We start from the raw sequence: 25682 nt of genomic DNA, 5'->3' as shown, positions 1-25682 counted from the left end.
GGCTGATTTGTGGTCTTGGAAAGGGGCCGCTGTGCAGCCCCAAATCGAGGAAACTGAATGAAAGCGCTTTTGGCCGTGACGGTCCTGGCGACACTGGCAGGCTGCTCACTGTTGCAGCCGGCGCGACCCGCCCCGGCAGACAACTGGACCCGCTGGGTCTGCGACACCCAGGCCGAGGTGCTGTGGCGCTTCGCCGATGCGCAGCGTGACCAGGTCGACGTGCGCCTGGGCGGTGGTGACCAGGTTTACCGGCTCAAGGCCGAACCAGGTGCCTCGGGCGCGCTGTACAGCGATGGCATGCTGGCCTTCCACACCAAGGGCGAAGAAGGCCTGGTGTACTGGGTGGCAACCAACGATCTGATTGGGCGGGGCTGCAAGGCACCGTGACTGGCCGGGCCGCAATGGCGGCCCACACTACTTGAACAGCAACCGCCCCTGCGGCAGGCTTGCACGAAACATACGACGCTTGTCGGGAGAGAGATACACAATGGCACTCATTAGCATGCGCCAGATGCTGGACCACGCCGCCGAGTTCGGTTACGGCGTACCAGCTTTCAACGTCAACAACCTCGAGCAGATGCGCGCCATCATGGAAGCGGCCGACAAGACCGACTCCCCGGTGATCGTGCAGGCCTCGGCCGGTGCCCGCAAATACGCCGGCGCCCCGTTCCTGCGCCACCTGATCCTGGCTGCCATCGAAGAATTCCCGCACATTCCGGTGTGCATGCACCAGGACCACGGCACCAGCCCTGATGTCTGCCAGCGCTCGATCCAGCTGGGCTTCAGCTCGGTCATGATGGACGGCTCGCTGGGCGAAGACGGCAAGACCCCGACCGACTACGAATACAACGTGCGTGTCACCCAGCAGACCGTGGCCATGGCGCACGCCTGTGGCGTTTCGGTAGAAGGTGAGCTGGGCTGCCTGGGCTCGCTGGAAACCGGCATGGCCGGTGAAGAGGACGGTATCGGTGCCGAAGGTGTGCTGGACCACAGCCAGATGCTGACCGACCCGGAAGAAGCCGCTGACTTCGTCAAGAAGACCCAGGTCGATGCATTGGCCATCGCCATTGGTACCAGCCACGGTGCCTACAAGTTCACCAAGCCGCCAACCGGTGACATCCTGGCCATCGAGCGTATCAAGGAAATCCACAAGCGCATCCCCAATACCCACTTGGTGATGCACGGCTCCTCGTCGGTACCGCAGGAGTGGTTGGCGATCATCAACCAGTACGGTGGCGAGATCAAGGAAACCTACGGCGTACCGGTTGAAGAAATCGTCGAAGGTATCAAGTACGGCGTGCGCAAGGTCAACATCGACACCGACCTGCGCCTGGCCTCCACCGGTGCCATGCGCCGCCACATGGCCATGCACCCGAGCGAGTTCGACCCTCGCAAGTTCTTCGCTGAAACCGTGAAGGCCATGCGTGATGTGTGCATCGCCCGTTACGAAGCGTTTGGCACTGCAGGCAATGCCTCGAAGATCAAGCCGATCTCCCTGGAAGGCATGTTCCAGCGCTATGCCAAAGGCGAGTTGGCGGCCAAGGTCAACTGATCGAACCGTTGAGCGTTGCAAAAAACCCGCAGAAATGCGGGTTTTTTATTTGCTTGGCATTCAGGCCCTGGCGCGGCCTGGCGGCACGTTCACGGTCCTTTCGCACAGCTACCGTTAGTCGACTAATTTCTTCGTCCATGGCTTATTGCCATGCCTTGCATTGCGTCTTTCGCAGCCACGACTAGAGTTAAGCTTCGGATCCAATAGCAAGTCGTAGTTGGTCATACAAGAGAAGCAGCATGGATGGCGCTCACCCTCAGCCACTGGATGGCAGTTCGGTTCTTCTGGTGGTAGACGATTACCCCGAAAACCTCATCAGCATGCGGGCTTTGCTGGCCCGGCAAGATTGGCAAGTGTTGACGGCAAGCTCGGGGACCGAAGCCCTTAGTGCCTTGCTGGAGCATGATGTCGACCTGGTACTGCTGGACGTGCAAATGCCGGAGATGGACGGCTTCGAGGTCGCCCGGCTGATGCGTGGCAGCCAACGTACGCGGCTCACACCGATCATTTTCCTGACCGCCAACGAACAGTCCGAAGCGGCCGTGCTCAAAGGCTACGCCAGCGGCGCCGTGGACTACATGTTCAAACCGTTCGACCCCAAGGTTCTCAAGCCCAAAGTCCAGGCCTTGCTCGACCAGCAGCGCAACCGGCGCATGCTGCAGCGGCTGACCCGGGAGCTGGAGGCCGCCAGGGCGTTCAACGGGTCGATTCTGGAGAACGCTGCCGAAGGCATTCTGGTGGTGGACGCACAAGGCGTGATCAGCTTTGCCAACCCGGCCATTTCCCGCTTGCTGGCGGCCCCCGTGCCGCACATTCAGGGCGCCCAACTGCTCGACCTGGTGCAGCTTCCCAATGCCTGCCCATGGCTTGAGTCGGCTTTCTACCGGGCGTACCTAGGGCAAGAAATCTACCGCGTGCACGACGCGCAACTGCGCACCCTGGCCGGCGAGCTTGTTCCCGTCGCATTGTCGTGCGCGCCGTTGCCAGCCGACCAGCAGGCCATGGTGGTGACCGTGCTGGATATGTCGGCAGTGCGCAACCTGCACCAGCAGCTGGAGTACCAGGCCGTTACCGACCCCCTGACCGGCCTGCTGAACCGCCGCGGCTTCTACCAGGCGGCCGAGGGCGCGCTGTTGCGCAACGAGCGCTCGGACAAGGCCCAGGCGCTGATGTACATGGACCTGGACGGCTTCAAGCGCATCAACGACACCCTTGGCCATGACGCCGGTGACCGGGTGCTGCGCTGGGTCGCCGAGCAACTCAAGGACTGCCTGGGCAGCGAGGCTTTGCTGGCGCGCATGGGCGGCGATGAATTCACCGCGCTGTTCGACAGCCTGCCTTACCCGGAGCAGGCTGGGCGTTATGCCGAGCGGCTGCTGGAGCGGGTGTCCATCCGCCATGAAGTGGACGGCCTGGATGTGTGCCTTGGGGTGAGCATCGGCATTGCCACCTATCCGGAATGCGGTGCCAATGTCGAAGGCCTGCTGCGCGCGGCCGATGCGGCGATGTATGCCGCCAAGCAGGCCGGCCGCCAGCAGTACCGTTTTTACGACCAGGAGCTCAACGGGCGGGCGCGTTCGCGGCTGATGCTCGAAGACAGCGTGCGCACTGCCATCGAGCAACAGGACTTCACCCTGGTGTACCAGCCGCAAGTCAGCTTCATCGATGGCCACCTGCGGGGTTTCGAGGCCTTGTTGCGCTGGCAGCACCCAAGCGTTGGCGATGTGCCGCCAGGCCTGTTCATTCCTCTGCTCGAGGAGGCGCGCCTGATCAACCGACTGGCCAGCTGGATCTACCGGCAGGGCGCGGCCCAACGCCATGCCTGGTACCAGCACTTTCCCGCAGACCTGGTGCTGGGCATCAGCCTGAGCCGCGCGCAGTTCGTCATGCCCGGCCTGGTCGAAGAACTGCAGCGGGTGATTCAGTTATACCAATTGGACCCTGCGCAACTGGAGGTTGAGGTCGCAGAGACCTCGCTGATGTACAACATCGATGCGGCGGTGAAACAGATCCATCGCCTGCGCGAGCTAGGGGTGCGGGTGGCACTGGATGACTTTGGCGCTGGCGACTGTTCACTGCGCATGCTGCGGGACCTGCCGATCGATACCCTGAAGCTGGATCGCCACCTGGTGGCACGCTTGCCTGATACGGCAGTGGATACCGCCTTGGTGCGCAGTGTCATCAGCTTGTGCGCCGACTACGGCATCACGGTCATTGCCGAAGGTGTGGAAACCCCGGCCCAGGCAGCCTGGCTCAAGGCCAATGCTTGCGAGTATGTGCAAGGGTTCCTGGTGGCCCACCCCATGACCGCCTCGGACGCTACCCGCTTCCCGGTGATTTTCTCCTGGCCAGCGCCATGATTGGCTAGAATCGGCATTCGTTACGCCGAATGCACTGCCATGACCGTATTACGTTACCTGCAAGCCTACCCGCCGCACCTGCAAGAGCAGGTGCGCAAAATGATCGACAGCGACCGCCTGGGCGAGTACCTGCAGCGCCGCTACCCCGGGCGCCATGACGTGCAAAGCGACAAAGCGCTGTACGGCTACGCCCAGGACCTGCGCCAGCAGTACCTGCGCAGTGCGCCGGGCCTGGACAAGGTGTTGTTCGATAGCCGGCTCGACCTGACCCACCGCGCGCTGGGCCTCAATACCGCGGTGTCGCGGGTGCAGGGCGGCAAGCTCAAGGCCAAGAAGGAAATCCGCATCGCCTCGCTGTTCAAGGAGGCTTCACCGCAGTTCTTGCGCATGATCGTGGTGCATGAGCTGGCGCACTTGCGCGAGCGCGACCATAACAAGGCGTTCTACCAGCTCTGCCAGCACATGGAACCCGATTATCACCAACTGGAATTCGACCTGCGCGTCTACCTGACCTACCGGGAACTGTCGGGCAACCTCTGAGGAACATGCAGCATGGACGTGAGCAAGACCAAAAGCAGCTTCTACCGGCGCCTGTACGTCGCCTGGCTGATCGACAGCCGTACCGCGACCAGTGTGCCCGCCCTGGTGGAAGCCACCGGTATGCCGCGGCGCACCGCGCAGGACACCATCGCCGCGCTGGCCGACCTGGACATCGTTTGCGAGTTCGAGCAACAGGAAGGGGCCCGCAACCACGCCGGGCATTACCGTATTCGTGACTGGGGCGCGGTCGACAAGCAGTGGATCAGCCAGCACCTGCGGCAGCTCCGCGACGTGCTGGGTTACCCTTGAGGCCAAAAATAGAGGCAAAATGACACTATTGGCCGCTGCCCCCGGCAGTGCGTTTGTGTAATCTCACCCGCAGTGTGTGCCCTCCATGGCAAAAGGACGTAAGCATGCGGCCACTGCTTTGTGTGCTGGGAGTACTGGCAATCTTGCTGGCAACACCCGCCCTGGGTCAGGGCAAGCTGCGCCTGGTGGCGGACAAATGGCCCCCCTTCACCGATGTCGACCTGCCGGGTGGTGGCCTGGCGACCAGCATCGTGACCACGGCGCTGGCCCGTGCCGGCTACGAAAGCAGCTATGAGGAGGCGCCCTGGGCGCGGGCGCTGCTGGGGGTTGCGCAAGGGCGCTACGACGTGTTGATCGATGCCTGGTACAACGAGGCGCGCGTCACCATCGGGCAGTTCTCCACGCCATACCTGACCAACCGCATCCGCTTGCTGCAGCGAAAAGGCCAGGCGATACGTTACCGGCAGCAGTCGGACCTTTACCCCTACACCATCGCTGTCGTACGTGATTACGCCTATTCCCCTGGGTTCGACGGCGATACGCGCCTGCACAAAGTGGCGGTGCGCACCTTTTCCTCGGCACTGCGCATGGTCGCAGCAGGGCGAGTAGACCTGGCGGTGGAAGACGACTACGTGGCCCGCTACAACCTGCAGCGTGAACCACAGCAGGTGCGTGATGGGGTGGTGCTGGTGGAGCCGCCGCTGGCGGAGAACACCCTGCATATCCTGGTCAGCCTGAAGCACCCGGAGCGTGAGCGGATTGTCGAGCGGTTCGAGCAAGCGATTGCGGCGATGAAGGCCGATGGCAGCTATGCCCGGCTGCTGCGCCAGCACGGCTTCTGAGCCTGGACGCGCTACCGGCTTCGTCATGCGTACAGGCCGGGGTAGACCTCAGCCTGGGTTACCTTCCTTGATCAAGTGCGCTGCCAAGGTCCGCAATGGTCCCAACTGCCGGCAGATCAGCGCCAGCTGTGTCTGCACCAGCCGTTGATGTTCATCCAGCTCATCCGGCATCTGCTCCAGAGCATTGGCCAGCGCTTCTTCGGCATCGCTATGAATGGCCACGGGCAGCCGTGCTGCCAGGCCGTGGGCGATTTCGTCCAGGCTGCTGGCCAGGCTTTGCCCGGCACCTTCTATCAACTGTTCCTGGGCCTGGGCCGGCAATGCCGTATCGCGGTGCGCGCCCAGCCCCGAGAGGTAGCTGAGCAGGGTGTGCGACAGCACCAGGAAACGGAAGCCGACATCGGCCTCCTTACGGAAATGCCCCGGCTCCATCAGCATGTTGGCCAAGGTGGTGGATAGCGCTGCGTCGGCGTTGTGGGCATTGCGCCGGGCCAGGCGGTAGGCCAGGTCGTCGCGCTTGCCGTGAGCATACTGCTGCATGATCTGGCGCAAGTACACGCTGGCACAGGCCAGGGTATTGGCCAGCGCTTTGTTCAGGCGCCGCCCCTGCCAGTCAGGCAGGAACAGGAACACCGCAAGGATGGCAATCAGGCTGCCCACCAAGGTATCGAACAGGCGCGGCAGGAACAGGCCGTAGCCGTCGCCGATCTGGTTGAAGCAGAACAGTACCATCAGCGTGATCGCGGCCGTGGCCAAGGTGTAGCGGGTAGTGCGGTTGACGAAGAACACCACCCCGGCAACCACGGCGAACAGCGACTGGATGAGCGGGTTGGGGAACAGGTCGAACAAGGCCCAGCCGACGGTCAGGCCAATGGCCGTGCCGAAAATGCGCTGCACCAGCTTGCGCCGGGTCGCACCGTAGTTGGGCTGGCAGACGAACAGGGTGGTGAGGATGATCCAGTAGCCCTGGGTGGGGTGGATCAGGTGAACCATGCCGTAGCCGATCGACAGCGCCAAGGGCAGGCGCAAGGCATGCCGGAACAGCAGCGACGTGGGGGTCAGCTGGGTACGGAGGCGTGTCCACACATCTTTGAGCGAACGTGGCGAGCGGTCGAGCAGGCTGCTGTCGCTGGCGTCGGCCAGGCTGTCGGGGTTGCTCGCGGCACTGAGCAGGCGGTCGAGCGTGGCCAGGTTGGCGGCCAGGGCCCGCAGCGAGCGCAACAGGCCGCGCCAGGCCGGGTTGTTTTGCAGGCGCAGGTGCTCCAGCGCAGCGTTGAGGTCTTCGAGGGCCTCGGGATAACCGCTGGCCAGCACGAAAGGCTGGCGCAGGCGGATCGAACGGGCCAGCTCCTGGCAGGACGAGCCCTGTTTGCGCAGCAGGCGCTGGCAGCGGAACATCACATCACTGTGGAAGAACGTTTCGGTCAGGGCGTTGTAGGGGTAATGCGATGCACTGACCCGCTCGTGGATGTCCTGGGCCAGGAAATACAGCTTCAGGTAGCGGCTGACCTTGGAGTTTGGCTGACTGTTGCCGACCCGGTGCAGGATGATTTCCTTGGCCGCGTTCAGGGCCGCCACCACCTTGCCATTTTGCTGGGCCAGGGCCAGGCGTGTGGCCTCGACGTCGAGGGTGCGCACCGGCTCGAACAGACTTGCCTTGAGTTTGAGGTAGCTGCCCAGCTCGAAGAACAGCTTGGCCAGGCTCTGCTGGACCGGCTGGTTGGAGAACAGCGCCTGCCACAGTACCGATAACAACCCGTACCAGGCCGCGCCCGCCACCAGCAGCATGGGCTCGTGCCAGAAATCCGTGACCTGGCCGCCACGCTGGTCTACGCCGATCATGGTGTACACCGCAGTGATCAGGGTCGCCGAGGCAATGGCCCCGTAGCGCTCGCCCAGTGCGCCGAGCATGGTCAGGCTGAACGCTGCCAGGGCCAGGGCGATGGCGAAGAACCAGGGGTAGGGGAACAGCAGTTCGACCGCCAGCGCAGCAATGGCGAAACACACCAGGGTGACGGCCAGGGCGCTGAGGCGGCCCTGCCAGCTGTCGTCGGTTTCGGCCAGGGCGCTGGCGATGATGCCGAGGAACAGCGGGATCAGCAGGGCCATCTCGTTCTGGTACCAGCACAGGGCCAGGCTGCCGGTGAGGGCGATGGTGACCCGGATGCTATAGCTGAACTTGTCTTGGCCCCACAGGCGACGCAGTGACTGACGGAACGAGCTCGATGACATGTTGGCCTGCTAGGCAGTGATCAGAGGAATACCTTTCAGAACCGGTTACTGGGGCCGCTTTGCGGCCCTTCGCGGGCGCGCCCGCTCCCACAGGTACTGCACAAAACCCCGTGGGAGCGGGCATGCCCGCGAAGGGGCGCGAAGCGGCCCAGATTCCGGCGCTGGGCACGGGCCAGCAAGAAGCGTTCCGTGCTGCTGAATGGATTCTACTCTACACGAACTGCGCTGCGGCGTTGGCCGATGCCCAGGCCCACTGGAAGTTGAAGCCACCCAGGTGGCCGGTGACATCCAGCACTTCCCCAATAAAGTACAGCCCGGGGCTTTTCAGCGACTCCATGGTCTTGGACGACACTTCGCGGGTATCCACGCCGCCCAGGGTCACTTCGGCGGTGCGGTAGCCCTCGGTGCCCGCAGGCACCACCTGCCAGTTGGCCAGCTTCTCGGCAATGTGCGCCAGTTCTGCCGGGGTGTACTGCTTCATGGGCCTGGACTCGAACCACTGCTCGGCCAGCAGGTTGGCCAGCTTGCGGGTGAACACTTCGCCCAGCACGGTCTTCAGTTCGGCATTGGCGCGCTCGGTTTGCATCTGCTGCAGCCAGGTGAGTGCATCGCGGTCGGGCAACAGGTTGATCTCGACAGTGTCACCGGCTTCCCAGAACGACGAGATCTGCAAGATTGCCGGGCCACTCAGGCCACGGTGGGTGAACAGCAGGTTTTCGCGGAAGCTGGTGCCGTTGCAGGTGGCCGTGCAATCAAGCGAAGTGCCGGACAGCTCGCTGCACAATGCCTTGAGTTGTGGCTCGGTGATGGTGAACGGCACCAGCCCGGCGCGGGTCGGCAGCAGGGTGTGGCCAAACTGGCGCGCGACCTGGTAGCCGAACCCGGTGGCGCCCAGGGTCGGGATCGACAGGCCACCGGTGGCGATCACCAGTGACTGGCAGGCGAACTGCCCGCCGCTGGTCTGCAACAGGTAGCCGCTTTCGGTTTTTTCGATCTGTTCGATGCTGGTGTGCATGCGGATTTCGGCACCGGCCTCGTCGCATTCGGCCAGCAGCATGTCGAGGATGTCGCTGGCCTTGTTGTCGCAGAACAACTGGCCGAGCTTCTTCTCGTGGTACGCCACGCCATGCTTGCACACCAGCTCGATGAAGTCCCATTGCGTGTAGCGGGCCAGCGCCGATTTGCAGAAATGGGCGTTGTGCGAGAGGAAGTTGGCCGGTTCGGTGTACATATTGGTGAAGTTGCAGCGCCCGCCGCCAGACATGAGGATCTTCTTGCCTGGCTTGTTGGCGTGGTCGAGCAACAGTACCCGGCGGCCGCGGCGGGCGCTGAGCTGGGCGCACATCAGGCCGGCGGCGCCGGCGCCGAGGATGATCACGTCGGTGGAGTGCACGGTGTTACCTCATGGATAGCCGGGGCCGCTGTGCGGCCCATCGCAGGCAAGCCAGCTCCCACAGGTACTGCACAAGCCTGAAGGCCTGTGGTGATCCTGTGAGAGCTGGCGTGCCTGCGATGGGCTGCAAAGCAGCCCCAAAAATGTCAGACGATGCGGACTTTCAGGGACCGGCCCTTGATCTTGCCGCTGTTCAAGCGCTGCATGGCCTGCTCCCACAGGTACCGCACAAGCCTGAAGGCCTGTGGTGATCCTGTGGGAGCTGGCTTGCCTGCGATGGGCTGCAAAGCAGCCCCAAAAATGTCAGACGATGCGGACTTTCAGGGACCGGCCCTTGATCTTGCCGCTGTTCAAGCGCTGCATGGCCTGCTTGGCAAGCGCTCGCTCCACCGCCACAAACGCCTGGAAGTCAAAGATCGCAATCTTGCCCACCTGCTTGCCTGGGATACCGGCATCACCGGTCAGCGCGCCCAGGATATCGCCAGGGCGCAGCTTGTCCTTGCGCCCGGCGGCGATGCACAGGGTGCTCATCACCGGCAGCAGCGGCTCGCCGCCCTTGTTCTTCAGGCTGTCGAGCTGGTCCCAGCGCAGCGGGCTTTTCTGCAGTTGCTCGATGGCCTGGGCGCGGTGGCCTTCTGCCGGGGCAACCAGGCTCACCGCCAGGCCCTTCTCGCCAGCGCGGCCAGTACGGCCCACGCGGTGCACGTGGATTTCCGCATCGCGTGCCAGCTCGACGTTGATGACCATGTCCAGGCCATCGATGTCCAGGCCGCGCGCGGCCACGTCGGTGGCCACCAGCACCGAGCTGCTGCGGTTGGCGAACATGGTCAGAACCTGGTCGCGGTCGCGCTGCTCCAGGTCGCCGTGCAGCGCCTGGGCGACGATACCCTTGGCGGTCAGGTGGGCAACCACGTCTTCGCACTGCTGCTTGGTGAAGCAGAACGCCACGCATGACTGCGGGCGATAGTGGCCCAGCACGCGGGTCACCGCCTCCAGACGCTGCTCTGGGTCGATCTCGATGAAGCGCTGCTCGATCTGGTTGTCGGTGTGCAGGCTCTCGACTTTCACTTGCTGCGGGTTACGCATGAAGTCGGCGGCCAGTTGCTTGATGCCGGCCGGGTAGGTGGCCGAGAACAGCAGGGTCTGGCGGCGCGATGGGGTTTTGCCGATGATGCTGGCAATGGCATCGAAAAAGCCCATGTCGAGCATGCGGTCGGCTTCGTCGAGCACCAGGGTGTTCAGGCCATCGAGTACCAGGGTGCCTTTGTCCAGGTGCTGCTGGATGCGCCCAGGCGTACCGACGATGATGTGCGCACCGTGTTCCAGCGAGGCGATCTGCGGGCCCAGCGAAACACCACCGCACAGGGTCAGGATCTTGATGTTGTCCTCGGCGCGGGCCAGGCGGCGCAGTTCCTTGGCGACCTGGTCGGCCAGTTCGCGGGTCGGGCACAGCACCAAGGCCTGGCAGCCGAAGTAACGCGGGTTGATCGGGTTCAGCAGGCCGATGCCGAAGGCGGCGGTCTTGCCGCTGCCGGTCTTGGCCTGAGCAATCAGGTCCTGGCCCTTGAGGATGACCGGCAGGCTCTGGGCCTGGATCGGTGTCATCGCGGCATAGCCGAGGGCGTCCAGGTTGGCCAGCATGGCAGTGGACAGCGGCAAGGTGGCAAAGGCGGTGGATTCGGTGGTCACGAGGCGGGCCTGCGGTGCGAAGCTAAAAATGCCGCATAGTCTACCAGCCTCGTGGCCATTCGCCCTAAGACTCCACGTGGTGTTCCGGACGACGGGCACGCCTTCCGTCCGTCGGTGCCAGCTGCAGGAAGATCGCCGCCGCCAGCATGGCCATCACGCCGATGGTGACGAAGGTCAGCTGGAAGGCGCCCAGCGTGGTGTCCACGCCTTCGGCACTGCCAGCGGCGGTGAAGCCGCCCAGCAGGGCGCCGGCGCAGGCCACGCCCAGGCTCAGCGCCAGCTGCGCGACCACCGACAGCAGGCTGTTGCCGCTGCTGGCGCTGGCATCGTCGAGGTCGATCAGGGTTACTGTGTTCATTGCCGTGAACTGCATCGAGTTGACCGCGCCCAGCAGCCCCAGCTGGATCAGCAGCACGGCATAGGACGTCTGCTCGTCAACCAGCCCAAGGCTGGCCAGCAGCAGGCCCAGCAGCAAGGTATTGCTGGTCAGGATGATGCGGTAGCCGAAGCGTTCGATCAGCGGCCTGGCGATGGATTTGGCCACCATTGCCGCCGCCGCCAGTGGGATCATGCTCATGCCGGCCTGGGCCGGCGAATAGCCCAGTGCGACTTGCAGCAGCAATGGCACCAGGAACGGCAGGGCGCCGCTGCCCAGGCGCGCGAACAGGTTGCCCAGGATACCGATGGCGAAGGTGCGCACGCGGAACAGGCTGGGGGAGAACAACGGCTCGGGGTCGCGCCCGGCGCGCAGCCAGTAGGCGGCCAGGCACGCCATGCCGGCAAACAGCAGCAACATCACCCGCAGGTGTGGCAGGTGCAGTTCGCCGAGCCCCTCCATGGCAATGGTGATCAGCACCATCGCGGCGCCGAACAGCAGGAAGCCAGGGGTATCGAAGCGGGTGCGTTCAGCGCCGCGCAGGTCGGGGATGAACTTCCAGACGGCGTAGCAGCCCAGCAGGCCGACAGGCAGGTTGAGCAGGAAAATCCAGTGCCAGCTGAGGATTTCCACCAGCCAGCCGCCCACCGTAGGCCCCAGCAACGGCCCCAGCAGGCCGGGGATGGTGATAAAGCTCATGATGCGTACCAGCTCGCTGCGCGGGTAGGCGCGCAACACCACCAGGCGCCCTACCGGCAGCATCAGGGCGCCGCCCAGGCCCTGCACCACCCGGGCGAAGATCAGGAAGCCGAGGTTGTTGGCGGCGGCGCACAATAACGAGCCGAAGCTGAATAGCAGGATGGCGCTGAAGAAGATGCGCTTGGTGCCGAAGCGGTCGGCGATCCAGCCCGAGGCGGGTATCAGCAGGGCCACCGTGAGCATGTAGGCAATGATTACGCCCTGCATGCGCAGCGGGTCTTCGGCCAGCGAGCGGGCCATGGCCGGCAGCGCGGTGTTGAGGATGGTGCCGTCCAGGGACTGCATGAAGAAGGCGATGGCGACCACCCAGGGGATCCAGCGGGCGGTGGCGGGGTCTAGCGGGGTGCGTTCGGGCATGACTTCCTCGTTTGTCAGTGCCGGCCTCTTCGCGGCTAAAGCCGCTCCTACAAGGGCTACGCGTTCGTTGTAGGAGCGGCTTTAGCCGCGAAAGGACCGGCAAGTCCAATCACAATGTCAGGGCCAGGCCTTTGACCAGCGCACCCGGCAAATGACTCGACCCGGTGCTGCGCTGCCCATAGGTGCTGGTCGACAGGATCATCTCGCGCTCCTGGGTCAGGTCCTCCAGTTGGCTACCGAGCAAACTGAACAGGCTGTCATCGAAGCGCATTGTGCTCACCGGCCCCTGGATCTGCCCGTTCTCCACCCAGAAGGTGGCGAAACGGGTCAGCCCGGTCATGCGCGCTGCTGGCAGGTCCGAGTAGTTGAGGTACCACAGGTTGCTGATGTACAGCCCAGTGCCCAGCCGCTGCAAGACCTCGTCCATGGGCAGGCCACCCGGTGCCAGGCTGAGTGCGCAGGGCGACTCGTAACTGTCGGCGCCGTTGGCCAGCAGCTTGAATTCGGCGGCGCTGCGCGCGCTGATCAGCCGTTGCGCCGCCCGGCCTTGCTGGATCAGCGGCACATCCAGGCGCGGTGAGCCTTCGTCGGAAAACGCCGGGCTCAGCGAGCCGCTGACCTGCTCGGTGAAACTCACCAGCGGGCTCAGCCGTGCATCGCCGTTGTACAGGCGCTGCAAGGCGCTATTGCCGGTGGCCAGCGCCTGGGCGGAAAAACCGCCCCAGCACAGCATGCCGGCGATTTCGTCCATCGCCGCCGGGGCCAGGTAGGCACGGTAGCTGCCGGGTTCGAGGGTGACTGCCGGGCGCCCGAGGAAGCCCAACTGCTCCCGCGCCTGGCGCAGGCGCGCGGTGAAGTCGTCGGAGTTCCACACCTGGCCGGCGTAGTTGGCCTTCACCGCCTGGCCGTTTTCGTGGAACAGGCTCCAGTCGAAGTTGAAGCTGTTGGCCTGATGCCAGCCGAAGGCGCCGAACGAGCTGGCGAAGCCCCGGCAGACCGGGCCCGCGGCGTAAATGCCGACCAAGTCCAGGTCACCCGCTTCGCGGTCGAGCAACGCCAGCACATCGCTTAATTCAGGTAGCGGCTGCTGTTGCTGGCTGTGGCTGTGCCAGGCCCTTTCATCCAGGTGCAGGTAAGGGTCGACGGCCAGCAGTGGCAGGGTCTGGCGCAGTTGCGCCAGGGCATCCGCCAAGCGTTGGCGGTCCAGTTGCGCATCGCCGCTCAAGGTCACCTGCTGTTCGGCCTGGCGGCCGTCGCGGATCAGCCGCAGCTCCGCACTGACCTGGCTGACATGCCCGGCCTGGCGCACCTTGGCGTGGTTGAAGCGCACGAACTGGGACCGCTCGGCGCTGTAGCCAAGGGTGAACTGCTCGCCACTTTCCAGGGCGGCGCGCACCTCACCGGCCAGGGTTTCAAAGGCGTGTTTCATCAGGCGTCCCCTCCGAATACGTCGATCTGGCGGAACACGCAGGCCGGCGAGGCGTGGCCCACGCGCACCACCTGGTTGGGTTCGCCCTTGCCGCAGTTGGGCGTGCCCAGTACCTGGAAGGTGCTGCGGTCGCCGACCGCTGCCAGGTTGCGCCAGAACTGTGCGGAGATGCCCCGGTAGTTGGGGTTCTTGACGATGCCCTTGAGCTCGCCGTTCTCGATCAGTTGGCCCCATTCGCAGCCGAACTGGAACTTGTTGCGCGCGTCGTCGATGGACCAGGACCGGTTGGTCCGCATCAGGATGCCGTGCTCGATGCCTGCGATCAGTTGTTCGAGGGAGTGCTCGCCCGGCTCGATGTTGAGGTTGGCCATGCGGTCGATCGGCGCACGGTTCCAGCCACAGGCGCGGCTGTTGGCCACACCGTCCAGGCCGGAACGGAACTGCGACAAAGCGCCACCCAGTGGGCGCAGCAGCAGGCCGTCGCGGATAAGGAACTGCTTGCTGGCCGGAGTGCCGTCATCATCGAAGCTGTAGCTGGCCAGCTCTTCGCCGATGGTCGGGTCGAAGGTCACATTCAGCAGGCTGGAACCGTACTGCAGGTAGCCGAAGTCACTGGCTTTGACGAAGCTGGTGCCCGCGTAGTTACGCTCGTCGCCGAGGATGCGGTCCATCTCCAGCGGGTGGCCGATCGATTCGTGAATCTGCAGCATCATCTGGTCGGGCATCAACAGCAGGTCGCGCGGGCCACTGGGCGTATTAGGGGCCAGCAGCAACTGCAGGGCCTCGTCGGCGACCTGGCTGGCGGCACCCACCAGGCCACAACGCTCAACGATCTCGTAACCGCCTTGCTGGCCGAAATTGTCGCGGCCCAGGCTGCGGCTCTGGCTGTCCTGGCCGTTGCTGGCAGTTACCCCCAGCCCCGGGAACAGAAAGCGCTGGGCATGGCGCAGCTCGGCGCCGGCTGAGTTCAGGTAGGTCTGCTCGACCAGGCTCAGGCCGAGACTGGCCTGCCAGTCCACCAGGCGGCTGTCCTTGGGTACGCTGGCTGATTCCGCGGCGAGCAGGCCAAGGCAGTCGGCCAGGCTGGGCATGGGCTGGTCGAGGTTGGGCGAGATGTGGTCGTGGCGGGCGCTGGTCACCGGTTGCCCGCGCAGGTCCAGCAGGCTATGCCGGGCGATCTGCCGGGCCAGGGCTTCGGCCTGCTCCAGGGCGCGCTGCAGGCCGGCCGGCGACAGATCGGCGGTGGCCGCATAGGCCTCCACGCCATTGACCCGTACGGTAAGCATCGCGCCCTCGTCCTGGCTGAACGAGGGTGGCTCGGCCACATTGCGGCGAACCGAAAGCGCCTGGTGCGACTGTTTCACATGGCGCAGGGAAAACAACTCGGCCTTGCTGCGCAGCGCGGCAAAGCGCTGGCGCAGCAGGGCGCTGGAATCGAACATGTGCAAGCCTCCGTGTACACGGTGGCTCCCCCTAGAACCACTCGTCCTGCATCGCGAGGCAAGTGTTGTCGCGCGCCTCGAGCAATGCCAGCTCATTATGGCAGCCTGGTACTTCCCAGGTCAGGAAATAACGGGCGGCCTGCAGCTTGCCGAGGTAAAAGTCGCGCTCGCCAGCGTCGGCCTTGAGCAGCCCGAGTTCGGCGTGGACTGCCTGTTCCAGCCACCGCCAGCCGATTACACAGTGGCCGAATGCTTTCAGGTACAAGGCCGAGTTGGCCAGGGCGCCGGCGACTTTACCCTGGGCCAGGTCAGCGAGCAGGGTCAGGGTGACCCCTTGCAGGCGGTTGACCAGTTGCTCCAGTGGCTGGCGCAGCGGGTCGAGGTTGGGGTGATGGCTGGCGCGCTCACCGGTGGCGGCGATTCGGCGAAGCAGTTGCTTGAGGCCGGCGCCATTGTTCTGCGCCAGCTTGCGGCCGAGCAAGTCGAGCGACTGGATGCCCTCGGTGCCTTCGTGGATCGGGTTCAGGCGGTTGTCGCGGTAGTACTGCTCCACCGGGTATTCGCGGGTATAGCCGTGGCCGCCGAGAATCTGGATCGCCAGTTCGTTGGCCTTGAGGCAGAACGCCGAGGGCCAGGACTTTACGATCGGGGTCAGCAGATCGAGCAGTTCCTGCGCCTGCTTGCGGGCGCTTTCATCGCTGGCGGTATGGGTGTCGTCGAACAGGCGCGCGGCATACAGGCCCAGGTCGAAGGCGCCTTCTACGTAGGCTTTCTGCGCCAGCAGCATGCGTTTCACATCAGTGTGCTGAATGATCGGCACGGCGCTGCTGTGCGGGTCCTTGTTGTCCGGCAGCCGGCCCTGCGGGCGCTGGCGGGCGTATTCCAGCGAATACAGGTAACCGGCATAACCCAGCATCACCGCACCCATGCCGACGCCGATACGCGCTTCGTTCATCATCTGGAACATGCAGGCCAGGCCTTGATGCGGCTGGCCGACCAGATAGCCGACGCACTGGCCGTTGTCACCGAAGTTGAGCGCCGTGGAGGTGGTGCCGCGCCAGCCCATCTTGTGGAACAGCCCGGCCAGCAGCACATCGTTGCGCGGACCGCAGCCGCCGTCGGGGTTGACGTGGTACTTGGGCACGATGAACAGCGAGATACCTTTCACCCCAGGCGGGGCGTCCGGCAGCTTGGCCAAAACCATGTGCACGATGTTTTCCGACAGCTCGTGGTCGCCGCCGGAGATGAAGATTTTGTTGCCCTTGAGCCGATAGCTGCCGTCGCCGGCAGGTTCAGCGCGGGTGCGGATGTCGGCCAGCGACGAGCCGGCGTGGGGTTCGGTCAGGGCCATGGTGCCGAAGAAGCGCCCGTCGATCATCGGCTGCAGGAACAGGCGCTTCTGCTCTTGCGTGCCGAAGCTTTCGATCAGGTTGGCCGCGCCCATTGTCAGAAACGGGTAGGCCGTGGTACCGGCGTTGGCGGCCTGGAAGTGGGCGAAGCAGGCCTGTGAGACCAGGCTGGGCAACTGCATGCCGCCGACGTCGAAGTCGCGGTTGGCGTTGAGGAAGCCCGCTTCGAGAAAGGCATCGACGGCGGGTTTCACCTCGGGGATCAGCTCGGCGCGGCCGTCGACGTAGCGCGGCTCGTTTTCATCGGCTTTGCGGTTGTGCGGGGCGAAGAACTTCTCGGCGATGGTGCGCGCGGTGGTCAGCGCGGCGTCGAAGGTTTCGCGGCTGTGCTCGGCGAAGCGGGGGCGCTGGGTGAGGGCTTCGGCGTCGAGGACTTCGTAGAGCTCGAAGGCGAGGTTGCGGGGGCTGAGCAGGGTCTCGGGCATGGGGGCGGTCCTTGAGCGGGCTTTAGGCGAGTCTAGGATTGGCCGAATAAGACTGGCTACCATGATCGATTCAGATGATGTTCAGTCACAGATCCTCGCATTTGGAGCGTCTGATGTTGATTGACGGGGGAAGGGGCGGGGTTGAGTGAGCGTCAACGGAACCAGATGTTCGCAGCAAGCATTCCAGCACCTGTGAGATCAAAAGGCATGCAGCTATCAGTCTTGGCGCCTTTGAAGTTCTGCTATTCCTGCGACGGCATGAACAATTTGAGGCGCTAGATGTTTCTTCGGAGAAGGCGACAGGAGAATTCCTACGTGCGTCGCAGAAATTTCCTACGTCCGAAGTGATGAAAAATGAGGTAGATGTTCAGTCTTCACTATGGAGGAATCTGGAATCTATAGACAGGATTTGTGAGTGGCGCGACGTTTGGAAAGAAGATTTAGAGAGGGTTGAAGACCCTTTTTTTGCTTGTTCGATAGTTCAGAGAGCTTTGCTGCAAAATACGATTCTGCGTGGGTTGTGTGACTTCCAGAAAGCATGTGGTTTGCCTCAAGGGCGGCCTGTGTTGCAGGATGATATTGGGCGGGCTTTGAAACTGGTGGAAGACGGCAGGTGGTTCCTTATTCGGGAGCAGCCAATTTCTCCGACTGATGTAGCGCGTTACCCTCGCTTGAGATGGGCGGAATCAAAGCTAGTTTCGCCAGGCTGTCGGTTATACATCGATATGGGGATGTACGACGGATAACGCAAAATTATGTACAGGCTGATGATGCATGGGCGATCACCGGGGTCCTGGCACTGGCGTCCTGTTGTGCCTAACGAGGAGTATGAATATAAAAGAGGTGCCTATTGATGGTGTTAAATACTAATAAGCTGCGCGCTATACATTTGCTTTGGGCGATTATGGATGCGTTTTATATTATTTTGTACATCTTGCGTAATGTCGCCCGAGGAGCAATACCTTTTTGGTCGGATTTGAATAGTGGTCTTGAAGTGGTGCGGAGTTGGGGTGGCTCAGGTCTTGTGATCTGGATCGGGCTGTTTTTACAGCTTTCAGTTATTGTTACATGCATGGGGTTTTTCAGGTGTCAAAAATTCGTGATGTTTTTGGCGCTGGTGCAGATGCCATTCAGATTTTTTTTCATTGTTCCATCAGTTTCGGTGGTTTTGCTCTTGCCCATGGTCGTTGCTGGTATCAATAACTGGATATGGGTTGGGTTGTTGCTTGCTTCAGAAGCGTTTAAGGGATGGAGTATCTGGTGGCTTTGGCGTCACTCTGAGTCGCGCATCTTGGAAAGATAGTGTGGCACCTGCTCGGTCACGGATGCCCGCTTTTGTGGCTTGACGACATTTCCCTGTCGCCGCGGCTGCCGCCCCGCATTCTTTCGGTCATGCGCCGGTGAGGCCGAGCGCCGATGTGTTCGCCTCGACACATTCAGCGCCTGTAAAACCGAGCGCCGCCCGCGCGGCGCTTCGCGGGTAAACCCGCTCCTACGTTTGTTTCCGGCCAGTATTGCCTGTGCCGGACGCGCGCGACCGCCTTGTTTGTACGACGCGATATCGTGGCGTGCGCCAATGCGTTCGCGCGCAAATCCCACAGGAATGATTGGCCCGAAACAAACGTAGGAGCGGGTTTACCCGCGAAGCGCCGCGCGGGCGGCGCTCGGTCTCACAGGCGCAGAAAATGTTGTGTCGGTCACCTGTCAGCCCACCCCCAATCTCAAGGCGGACACCCATAAAAAAGGAGAGCCAAAGCTCTCCCTTTCCCTCAACAACCCTCAGCCTCAGCCAATAGTCATCAAGCTGGCGTTACCACCGGCTGCCGCAGTATTCACACTCACCGCCCGCTCAATCACCAGTCGCTCCAGCGCAATCTGGTGATCCCCGCTGGACAACCCGTGCACACCCACGATCGCCCCGGCACGCTTGGCCACCTGCTGGCAAACGCCACGCAGCTGGTCCGAGTCGCCATGGTGGATCACGGCGTCGAACGCCACTTCATCCTTGTTCCAGTCTGCCACCAGCTTCACCTTGGCCTGCAGCTCACGCGGCAGGCGCGCGCGCAAAGCCTTGCCCGGTTCGCTGTCAGCCCACACCGCCGAGCTGCCAACAGCCAGCACCGCGGCGAGCTGCGCCAGCAGGTCGGTTTCATTGTCGGCCAGGCACAGCACATGCTCGCGCGGCAGGATGGTGTAGCTGTTGCGCTCACCGGTCGGGCCTGGCAGCAGGCGGGCGATGCCGCTCTGCGACTGGCCAGCGAATTGTTCGCACAGCGCTGCCAGGTCGGTCAGCTGATTGCTCTCGGCCCAGGCCTTCAGACCGTGCAGCGGCTTTACCAGTTGCTCATGCAGAGTACGGTCCGGCTTGCCTTCGCCATCCTGTTGCTGGAAGTGGCGGCCAATCGCGTCGGCCGGGCGGGTCGACAGCAGGCGATACAGGTACAGCGGGCCGCCGGCTTTCGGGCCGGTACCAGACAGGCCTTCACCACCGAAGGGCTGCACGCCTACCACGGCGCCAACGATATTGCGGTTGACGTACATGTTGCCGGCATTGGCGGTTTCCACCACCTTGGCAATGGTCTCGTCGATGCGGGTGTGCACGCCGAGGGTCAAGCCATAGCCGGAGTTGTTGATCTGCTCGATCAGTTGGTCGAGGTTGCGGCGGTTGTAGCGCACCACATGCAGTACCGGGCCGAAGATTTCACGCTTCAGCTCGTCGAAGCTGTCCAGCTCGATCAGGGTCGGCATGACGAAGGTGCCGCGCTTGATTTCGGCGGCATCGGCAATCGCGACCTGGTAGACCGAGCGGCCTTTCTCACGCATGCCCTGGATGTGCTTCTCGATACCGGCCTTGGCTTCGGCGTCGATCACCGGGCCAATGTCCACTGCCAGGCGGTCCGGGCAGCCCAGGCGGCTTTCAGCCATGGCCCCCTTGAGCATTTCGATCACGCGGTCGGCGGAGTCTTCCTGCAGGCATAGCACGCGCAGGGCCGAGCAACGCTGGCCGGCACTGTCGAAGGCCGACGATACCACGTCGATCACCACTTGCTCGGTGAGCGCAGAAGAGTCGACGATCATGGCGTTCTGGCCACCGGTTTCGGCGATCAGCGGGATCGGCCGCCCCTGGTTGTCCAGGCGGCCGGCGACGTTGCGCTGCAGCAGGCGGGCGACTTCGGTGGAGCCGGTGAACATCACGCCTTTGACCCGCTCGTCACCGACCAGGCCGGCACCCACGGTTTCACCGCGCCCTGGCAGCAACTGCAGTACACCTTCCGGAATGCCGGCTTCCAGTAACAGGCGCACGGCCTGCGCGGCGATCAGTGGGGTCTGTTCGGCAGGCTTGGCCAGTACCGGGTTGCCGGCAGCCAGGGCTGCGGCTACCTGGCCGGTGAAAATCGCCAGCGGGAAGTTCCAGGGGCTGATGCAGACCACCGGCCCCAGCGGGCGGTGCGCGTCATTGCTGAAGTCGTTGCGGGCCTGCACCGCGTAATAGCGCAGGAAGTCCACCGCCTCGCGTACTTCGGCGATGGCGTTGGCAAAGGTCTTGCCGGCTTCGCGAATCAGCAGCCCCATCAGCGGCTGGATTTCTGCCTCCATCAGGTCGGCGGTACGCTCCAGAATCGCGGCGCGCTCTGCCGGCGGGGTGGCCTGCCAGATCGGCGCCGCGTTGATGGCGCACTGGATGGCATTGTCCACGTCGGCGACCGTGGCTTCCTGCACATGGCCTACCACATCGCGGTGGTCTGCCGGGTTCAGCACCGCTACCGCAGCTGTCTCACTGGCGGCGCAGGCCAGCAGCGGGGCGGCTTTCCAGTCATTGTGAGCGGTGGCCAGCATGGCGCAGGACAGCGAAGCCAGGCGGTGCTCGTTGGCCATGTCGATACCGGCCGAGTTGGCCCGTTCGCTGCCATACAGGTCACGCGGCAATGGGATGCGCGGGTGCGGCAGGCCGATGCTGCCCTCTTGGGTGCCCATGCGTTCGATGCTGGCGACCGGGTCGGCGACCAGTTCCTGGATCGAGATCGAGTGGTCGGCAATGCGGTTGACGAACGAGGTGTTGGCGCCGTTTTCCAGCAACCGGCGCACCAGGTAGGCCAGTAGTGTTTCGTGGGTGCCCACCGGTGCATAGACGCGGCAGGGGCGGTTCAGCTTGCCATCGGCCAGCTTGCCGACCACCTGCTCGTACAGGGGCTCGCCCATGCCGTGCAGGCACTGGAACTCGTACTGGCCCGGGTAGTAGTTCTGCCCTGCAATGTGGTAGATAGCCGACAGGGTGTGGGCGTTGTGGGTGGCGAATTGCGGGTAGATGGCCTCGGGCACGGCCAGCAACTTGCGTGCGCAGGCGACGTAGGACACGTCGGTGTACACCTTGCGCGTGTAAACGGGGTAGCCCTCCAGCCCCTCGACCTGGGCGCGCTTGATTTCGCTGTCCCAGTAGGCACCTTTGACCAGGCGGATCATCAGGCGGTGGCGGCTGCGCTTGGCCAGGTCGACAACGTAGTCGATCACGTACGGGCAGCGTTTCTGGTAGGCCTGGATGACGAAGCCGATGCCGTTCCAGCCAGCCAGCGCCGGCTCGAAGCACAGGCGCTCGAGCAGGTCCAGCGACAGCTCCAGGCGATCGGCTTCCTCGGCATCGATGTTCAGGCCGATGTCGTACTGCTTGGCCAGCAAGGTCAGCGACAGCAGGCGCGGGTACAGCTCTTCCATCACCCGCTCGTACTGGGCGCGGCTGTAGCGCGGGTGCAGCGCCGACAGCTTGATCGAGATGCCCGGGCCTTCATAGATGCCGCGGCCATGCGAAGCCTTGCCGATCGAGTGGATGGCCTGCTCGTAGGACGCCAGGTATTTCTGCGCGTCGTGCTCGGTGAGGGCGGCCTCGCCGAGCATGTCGTAGGAATAACGGAAGCCCTTGGCCTCGAAACGGCTGGCATTGGCCAGGGCTTCGGCAATGGTTTCGCCCGTGACGAACTGCTCGCCCATCAGGCGCATGGCCATGTCGACACCCTTGCGGATCATCGGCTCGCCGCTCTTGCCGATGATGCGGGTGAGCGAGGAAGTGAGGCCGGATTCGTTGTGCGTGCTGACCAGCTTGCCGGTCAGCAGCAGGCCCCAGGTGGCGGCGTTGACGAACAGCGACGGGCTGTTGCCCAGGTGCGGCTGCCAGTTGCCGGTGCTGATCTTGTCGCGGATCAGTGCGTCGCGGGTGCCCTTGTCGGGGATGCGCAGCAGGGCTTCGGCCAGGCACATCAGGGCCACGCCTTCCTGCGAGGACAGCGAGAACTCCTGCAACAGGCCCTGAACGATGCCAGCGCGGCCGCCCGCGCTTTTCTGGTTGCGCAGTTTTTCGGCGATGCCGGCGGCCAGCTTGTTGGTCGCCTCGGCCAGCGGTGCGCTGAGGCGCGCCTGTTCCAGCAACATCGGTACCACTTCCTGCTCGGGGCGGCGGTAGGCGGCGGTAATGGCCGAGCGCAGTACCGACTGGGGCAGGATGCTCTCGGCGAATTCCAGGAAGCACTGATGATTGTGGTCAGGCTGGACCTCGCCGGCGTCATCGGCCAGGCTGCCGGAATCGCCGTTGAGGTCGTTCAGGGTCGCGCCACCCTCGAGCTTCTCCAGGTAGTTGAAGATCGCTTGCTTGATCAACCAGTGCGGCGTGCGGTCTATCGACTGCGCTGCTGCCTTGAGTCGCTCACGGGTAGGGTCATCGAGTTTGACCCCAAGGGTGGTCGTCGCCATTTCTTATCCTCGTTATTGCCACGGCTGTGGCCTAAGCTGGCGCCAAGATTAGCTGTAGGACAATTCGGGTGCAACCAGGTGCAACCTGAATTTTTCGAGTAAAAGGTGCAACTCGTCCGACAGCAACCTGCGCGCTCGAGGATGGGGCGTTTTTGATGCGGTTTACTATTAAAAACACCGGCAATGCTCCAAAAGGGAGCAAAAAATCGGCTTTATCGGAAAATGCGCGTTGGGTGCAACTTGTCTATGAAAAATGGTTGCACCCGCTTCGCTTTGTTGCATAGCATTCGCCGCCTGGGTGCAACCGCAATCACTGTGGTTGTGCATGAGATAAAAACAAACGCCAGGGCACACACATGGGCAACCCACTAACGATCACCTTCGTGATCTACATCGCGGCAATGGTGCTGATCGGCCTCGCCGCCTATCGCTCCACCAACAACCTTTCCGACTACATTCTGGGCGGGCGCAGCCTGGGCAGCGTGGTAACCGCACTGTCTGCCGGGGCGTCCGACATGAGTGGCTGGCTGCTGATGGGCCTGCCGGGCGCCATCTACTTCGCCGGCCTGTCCGAGGCCTGGATCGCCATCGGCCTGACCGTGGGTGCCTACTTGAACTGGCTGTTCGTGGCTGGTCGCCTGCGCGTGCAAACCGAGCACAACGGTGACGCATTGACCCTGCCGGACTATTTCTCCAGCCGTTTCGATGACAACAGCGGCTTGCTGCGCATCATTTCCGCCATTGTCATCCTGGTGTTCTTCACCATCTACTGCGCTTCCGGCATCGTTGCCGGTGCCCGTCTGTTCGAAAGCACCTTCGGCATGTCCTACGAGACCGCCCTGTGGGCTGGTGCTGCAGCCACCATCGCCTACACCTTCATCGGTGGCTTCCTGGCGGTGAGCTGGACCGACACCGTGCAGGCTACGCTGATGATCTTCGCGCTGATCCTGACGCCCGTGATCGTGCTGATCTCCACAGGCGGCTTCGACACCACCTTCGCGGCGATCGAGGCGGTCAACCCGACCAACTTCGACATGTTCAAAGGCGCAACCTTCATTGGCATCATTTCGCTGATGGGTTGGGGCCTGGGCTACTTCGGCCAACCGCACATCCTGGCGCGCTTCATGGCGGCCGATTCGGTGAAGTCGATCGCCAAGGCGCGTCGCATCTCCATGACCTGGATGATCCTGTGCCTGGCGGGTACCTGTGCCGTTGGCTTCTTCGGAATTGCCTACTTCTCTGCACATCCGGACCTGGCGGGCCCGGTGACCGAGAATCACGAGCGTGTGTTCATCGAGCTGGCCAAGATCCTGTTCAATCCATGGATTGCCGGCGTGCTGCTGTCGGCGATTCTGGCGGCAGTGATGAGCACCCTGAGCTGCCAGCTGCTGGTGTGCTCCAGCGCCCTGACCGAGGACTTCTACAAAGCCTTCCTGCGCAAGCATGCGTCGCAGCGTGAGCTGGTGTGGGTCGGCCGCCTGATGGTGCTGGCCGTGGCCCTGATCGCCATCGCCATGGCGGCCAACCCGGAAAACCGTGTGTTGGGCCTGGTGGCGTACGCCTGGGCCGGCTTCGGTGCCGCCTTTGGGCCCGTGGTGCTGATCTCTGTGCTGTGGAAAGGCATGACCCGTAATGGCGCGCTGGCCGGTATCGTGGTGGGTGCTTTGACAGTGATCCTGTGGAAGAACTTCGACACCCTCGGGCTGTACGAAATCATCCCTGGCTTCCTGTTTGCCAGCATCGCCATCTTTGTGGTGAGCAAGCTGGGCAGCCCGTCGCAGGCCATGGTGCAGCGCTTCCAAGCCGCCGATGCTGCGTATCACGCTGACAAGTAACACCCGTTGAACCGGCGGCGCCTGCCAAGCGGGCGCCGCCGATCAGCAGCCAGGCCTGACTCCGCCTGCAAGGCAAGGTAAACTTGCCGCCTTCGCAGGAGTTGCCATGAACTATCGTCACGCCTTCCACGCCGGCAACCACGCCGACGTCCTCAAACACATCGTGCTGACCCGCCTCATCGCCCTGATGTCGCGCAAGGAGCAGCCATTCGCCTACATCGATACCCACGCAGGGCTTGGCCTCTACGACTTGCAGGGCGACCAGGCAAGCCGCACCGGCGAGTATCAGCAAGGCGTGGCCCGCCTGTGGCACCGCGATGACCTGCCGCCCATGGCCGCTGACTACCTGCGCGTGATCAAGCGTTTGAACGCCGACGGCGAGCTTCGCTACTACCCTGGTTCGCCTGAGCTGGCCCGGCGTTTGATGCGCCAGCAGGACCGTGCCCTGCTCAACGAGAAGCACCCGGAAGACGGGCCGCTGCTCAAGGAGAACATGAAGAAAGACCCGCGCGTTACCGTGCACCTAGGTGAAGGCTGGCACGTGCCGCGGGCTTTGCTGCCCGTGCAGGAAAAGCGCGCGATCATGCTGATCGACCCGCCGTTCGAGCAGGCCGATGAGCTCAAGCGCTGCACCACGGCCATGAAAGAGGCCATTGGGCGCATGCGCCAGACGGTTGCAGCCATCTGGTACCCGATCAAGGACCAGCGTTCGTTGACACGCTATTACCAGGACCTGACCAGCACCGGCGCGCCCAAACTGCTGCGGGTGGAGCTGTATGTGCACCATCAGGACAGCCCGCAGGGGCTCAATGGTTCGGGCCTGGCCATTGCCAACCCGCCGTGGGGGCTGGAAGACGAGCTCAAGGAGTTGCTGCCGTGGCTGGCCAAGGAGCTGGCGCAGACTGCCGGTAGCTACCGCATGGACTGGCTGATCGCCGAGTAGTCCTGGTTGGCTGTACCGGCCTCATCGCCGGCAAGCCAGCTCCCACAGGGA

The 25682-nt window shown here is 63.4% G+C and carries 18 protein-coding genes; 9 read left to right on the top strand and 9 right to left on the bottom strand.

The window, feature by feature from the left end:
- Positions 1 to 57: 57 nt before the first annotated feature.
- Together GEV39_RS22875 and fba are read left to right on the top strand one after the other, a co-directional pair.
- The gene (locus GEV39_RS22875) at positions 58 to 387 is read left to right on the top strand and encodes an MliC family protein (RefSeq protein ID WP_173891320.1); all 330 of its coding nucleotides are present in this window, start codon (positions 58 to 60) and stop codon (positions 385 to 387) included.
- A gap of 100 nt (positions 388 to 487) precedes the next feature.
- Positions 488 to 1552, top strand: coding sequence for a class II fructose-bisphosphate aldolase (gene fba / locus GEV39_RS22870; protein WP_009681373.1), 1065 nt, complete (start codon positions 488 to 490; stop codon positions 1550 to 1552).
- On the opposite strand, the gene GEV39_RS22865 is transcribed toward fba, so the two are convergent.
- Positions 1545 to 1691 (bottom strand): hypothetical protein, encoded by a 147-nt coding sequence (locus tag GEV39_RS22865; RefSeq protein ID WP_173891319.1) that lies wholly within the window; start codon positions 1689 to 1691, stop codon positions 1545 to 1547. The genes fba and GEV39_RS22865 overlap by 8 nt on opposite strands.
- A 100-nt stretch (positions 1692 to 1791) precedes the next feature.
- On the opposite strand from GEV39_RS22865, the gene GEV39_RS22860 reads away from it, so the two are divergent.
- The 4 genes from GEV39_RS22860 to GEV39_RS22845 all read left to right on the top strand — a co-directional run bounded on the left by GEV39_RS22860 (position 1792) and on the right by GEV39_RS22845 (position 5603).
- Entirely contained in the window at positions 1792 to 3912 is a 2121-nt protein-coding gene (locus tag GEV39_RS22860; RefSeq protein ID WP_173891318.1) for a putative bifunctional diguanylate cyclase/phosphodiesterase, read from the top strand.
- A 39-nt stretch (positions 3913 to 3951) separates the two neighbouring features.
- Positions 3952 to 4452 carry a M48 metallopeptidase family protein gene (locus tag GEV39_RS22855; RefSeq protein WP_173891317.1) on the top strand — a complete coding sequence of 167 codons (501 nt, stop codon included), beginning with the start codon at positions 3952 to 3954 and terminating at the stop codon, positions 4450 to 4452.
- A 12-nt stretch (positions 4453 to 4464) separates the two neighbouring features.
- Positions 4465 to 4761 (top strand): winged helix-turn-helix domain-containing protein, encoded by a 297-nt coding sequence (locus tag GEV39_RS22850; RefSeq protein ID WP_173891316.1) that lies wholly within the window; start codon positions 4465 to 4467, stop codon positions 4759 to 4761.
- Positions 4762 to 4865: 104 nt separating this feature from the next.
- Positions 4866 to 5603 (top strand): substrate-binding periplasmic protein, encoded by a 738-nt coding sequence (locus GEV39_RS22845; RefSeq protein WP_173891315.1) that lies wholly within the window; start codon positions 4866 to 4868, stop codon positions 5601 to 5603.
- Positions 5604 to 5651: 48 nt separating this feature from the next.
- On the opposite strand, the gene yccS is transcribed toward GEV39_RS22845, so the two are convergent.
- The 7 genes from yccS to GEV39_RS22810 all read right to left on the bottom strand — a co-directional run bounded on the left by yccS (position 5652) and on the right by GEV39_RS22810 (position 17114).
- Positions 5652 to 7835, bottom strand: coding sequence for a YccS family putative transporter (gene yccS / locus GEV39_RS22840; protein ID WP_173891314.1), 2184 nt, complete (start codon positions 7833 to 7835; stop codon positions 5652 to 5654).
- Positions 7836 to 8046: 211 nt separating this feature from the next.
- On the bottom strand, positions 8047 to 9228 hold the full coding sequence (locus GEV39_RS22835; protein ID WP_064314815.1) for a BaiN/RdsA family NAD(P)/FAD-dependent oxidoreductase: 1182 nt from the start codon (positions 9226 to 9228) through the stop codon (positions 8047 to 8049).
- 303 nt (positions 9229 to 9531) lie between these two features.
- Positions 9532 to 10869, bottom strand: coding sequence for an ATP-dependent RNA helicase DbpA (gene dbpA, locus GEV39_RS22830; RefSeq protein WP_232108669.1), 1338 nt, complete (start codon positions 10867 to 10869; stop codon positions 9532 to 9534).
- Between the two features lie 112 nt (positions 10870 to 10981).
- On the bottom strand, positions 10982 to 12409 hold the full coding sequence (gene mdtD, locus GEV39_RS22825) for a multidrug transporter subunit MdtD (protein WP_173891313.1): 1428 nt from the start codon (positions 12407 to 12409) through the stop codon (positions 10982 to 10984).
- A 109-nt stretch (positions 12410 to 12518) separates the two neighbouring features.
- On the bottom strand, positions 12519 to 13838 hold the full coding sequence (locus GEV39_RS22820) for a TldD/PmbA family protein (protein WP_173891312.1): 1320 nt from the start codon (positions 13836 to 13838) through the stop codon (positions 12519 to 12521).
- A complete protein-coding gene (locus GEV39_RS22815) occupies positions 13838 to 15280 on the bottom strand; it encodes a TldD/PmbA family protein (RefSeq protein WP_173891311.1) in 1443 nt (480 codons plus the stop codon). The genes GEV39_RS22820 and GEV39_RS22815 overlap by 1 nt, the downstream gene beginning before the upstream one ends.
- Positions 15281 to 15311: 31 nt before the next feature.
- The gene (locus tag GEV39_RS22810; protein ID WP_173891310.1) at positions 15312 to 17114 is read right to left on the bottom strand and encodes an acyl-CoA dehydrogenase; all 1803 of its coding nucleotides are present in this window, start codon (positions 17112 to 17114) and stop codon (positions 15312 to 15314) included.
- 853 nt (positions 17115 to 17967) lie between these two features.
- On the opposite strand from GEV39_RS22810, the gene GEV39_RS22805 reads away from it, so the two are divergent.
- The gene (locus GEV39_RS22805; protein ID WP_249414374.1) at positions 17968 to 18417 is read left to right on the top strand and encodes a hypothetical protein; all 450 of its coding nucleotides are present in this window, start codon (positions 17968 to 17970) and stop codon (positions 18415 to 18417) included.
- A 482-nt stretch (positions 18418 to 18899) separates the two neighbouring features.
- On the opposite strand, the gene putA is transcribed toward GEV39_RS22805, so the two are convergent.
- Positions 18900 to 22853: a trifunctional transcriptional regulator/proline dehydrogenase/L-glutamate gamma-semialdehyde dehydrogenase gene (gene putA / locus GEV39_RS22800; RefSeq protein ID WP_173891308.1), complete on the bottom strand. Its 3954-nt coding sequence runs from the start codon at positions 22851 to 22853 to the stop codon at positions 18900 to 18902.
- Positions 22854 to 23209: 356 nt separating this feature from the next.
- On the opposite strand from putA, the gene putP reads away from it, so the two are divergent.
- Entirely contained in the window at positions 23210 to 24688 is a 1479-nt protein-coding gene (gene putP, locus GEV39_RS22795) for a sodium/proline symporter PutP (protein ID WP_173891307.1), read from the top strand.
- A gap of 106 nt (positions 24689 to 24794) precedes the next feature.
- Positions 24795 to 25631, top strand: a complete 837-nt coding sequence (locus GEV39_RS22790; RefSeq protein ID WP_173891306.1) for a 23S rRNA (adenine(2030)-N(6))-methyltransferase RlmJ — start codon at positions 24795 to 24797, stop codon at positions 25629 to 25631.
- Positions 25632 to 25682: the final 51 nt, after the last annotated feature.

The organism is Pseudomonas sp. NY5710, assembly GCF_013305665.1.
GTDB classification, from domain to species: Bacteria; Pseudomonadota; Gammaproteobacteria; order Pseudomonadales; family Pseudomonadaceae; genus Aquipseudomonas; species Aquipseudomonas juntendi.
Note: the sequence above shows the minus strand (reverse complement) of the source record. Positions and strands in the feature narration are given on the sequence as shown.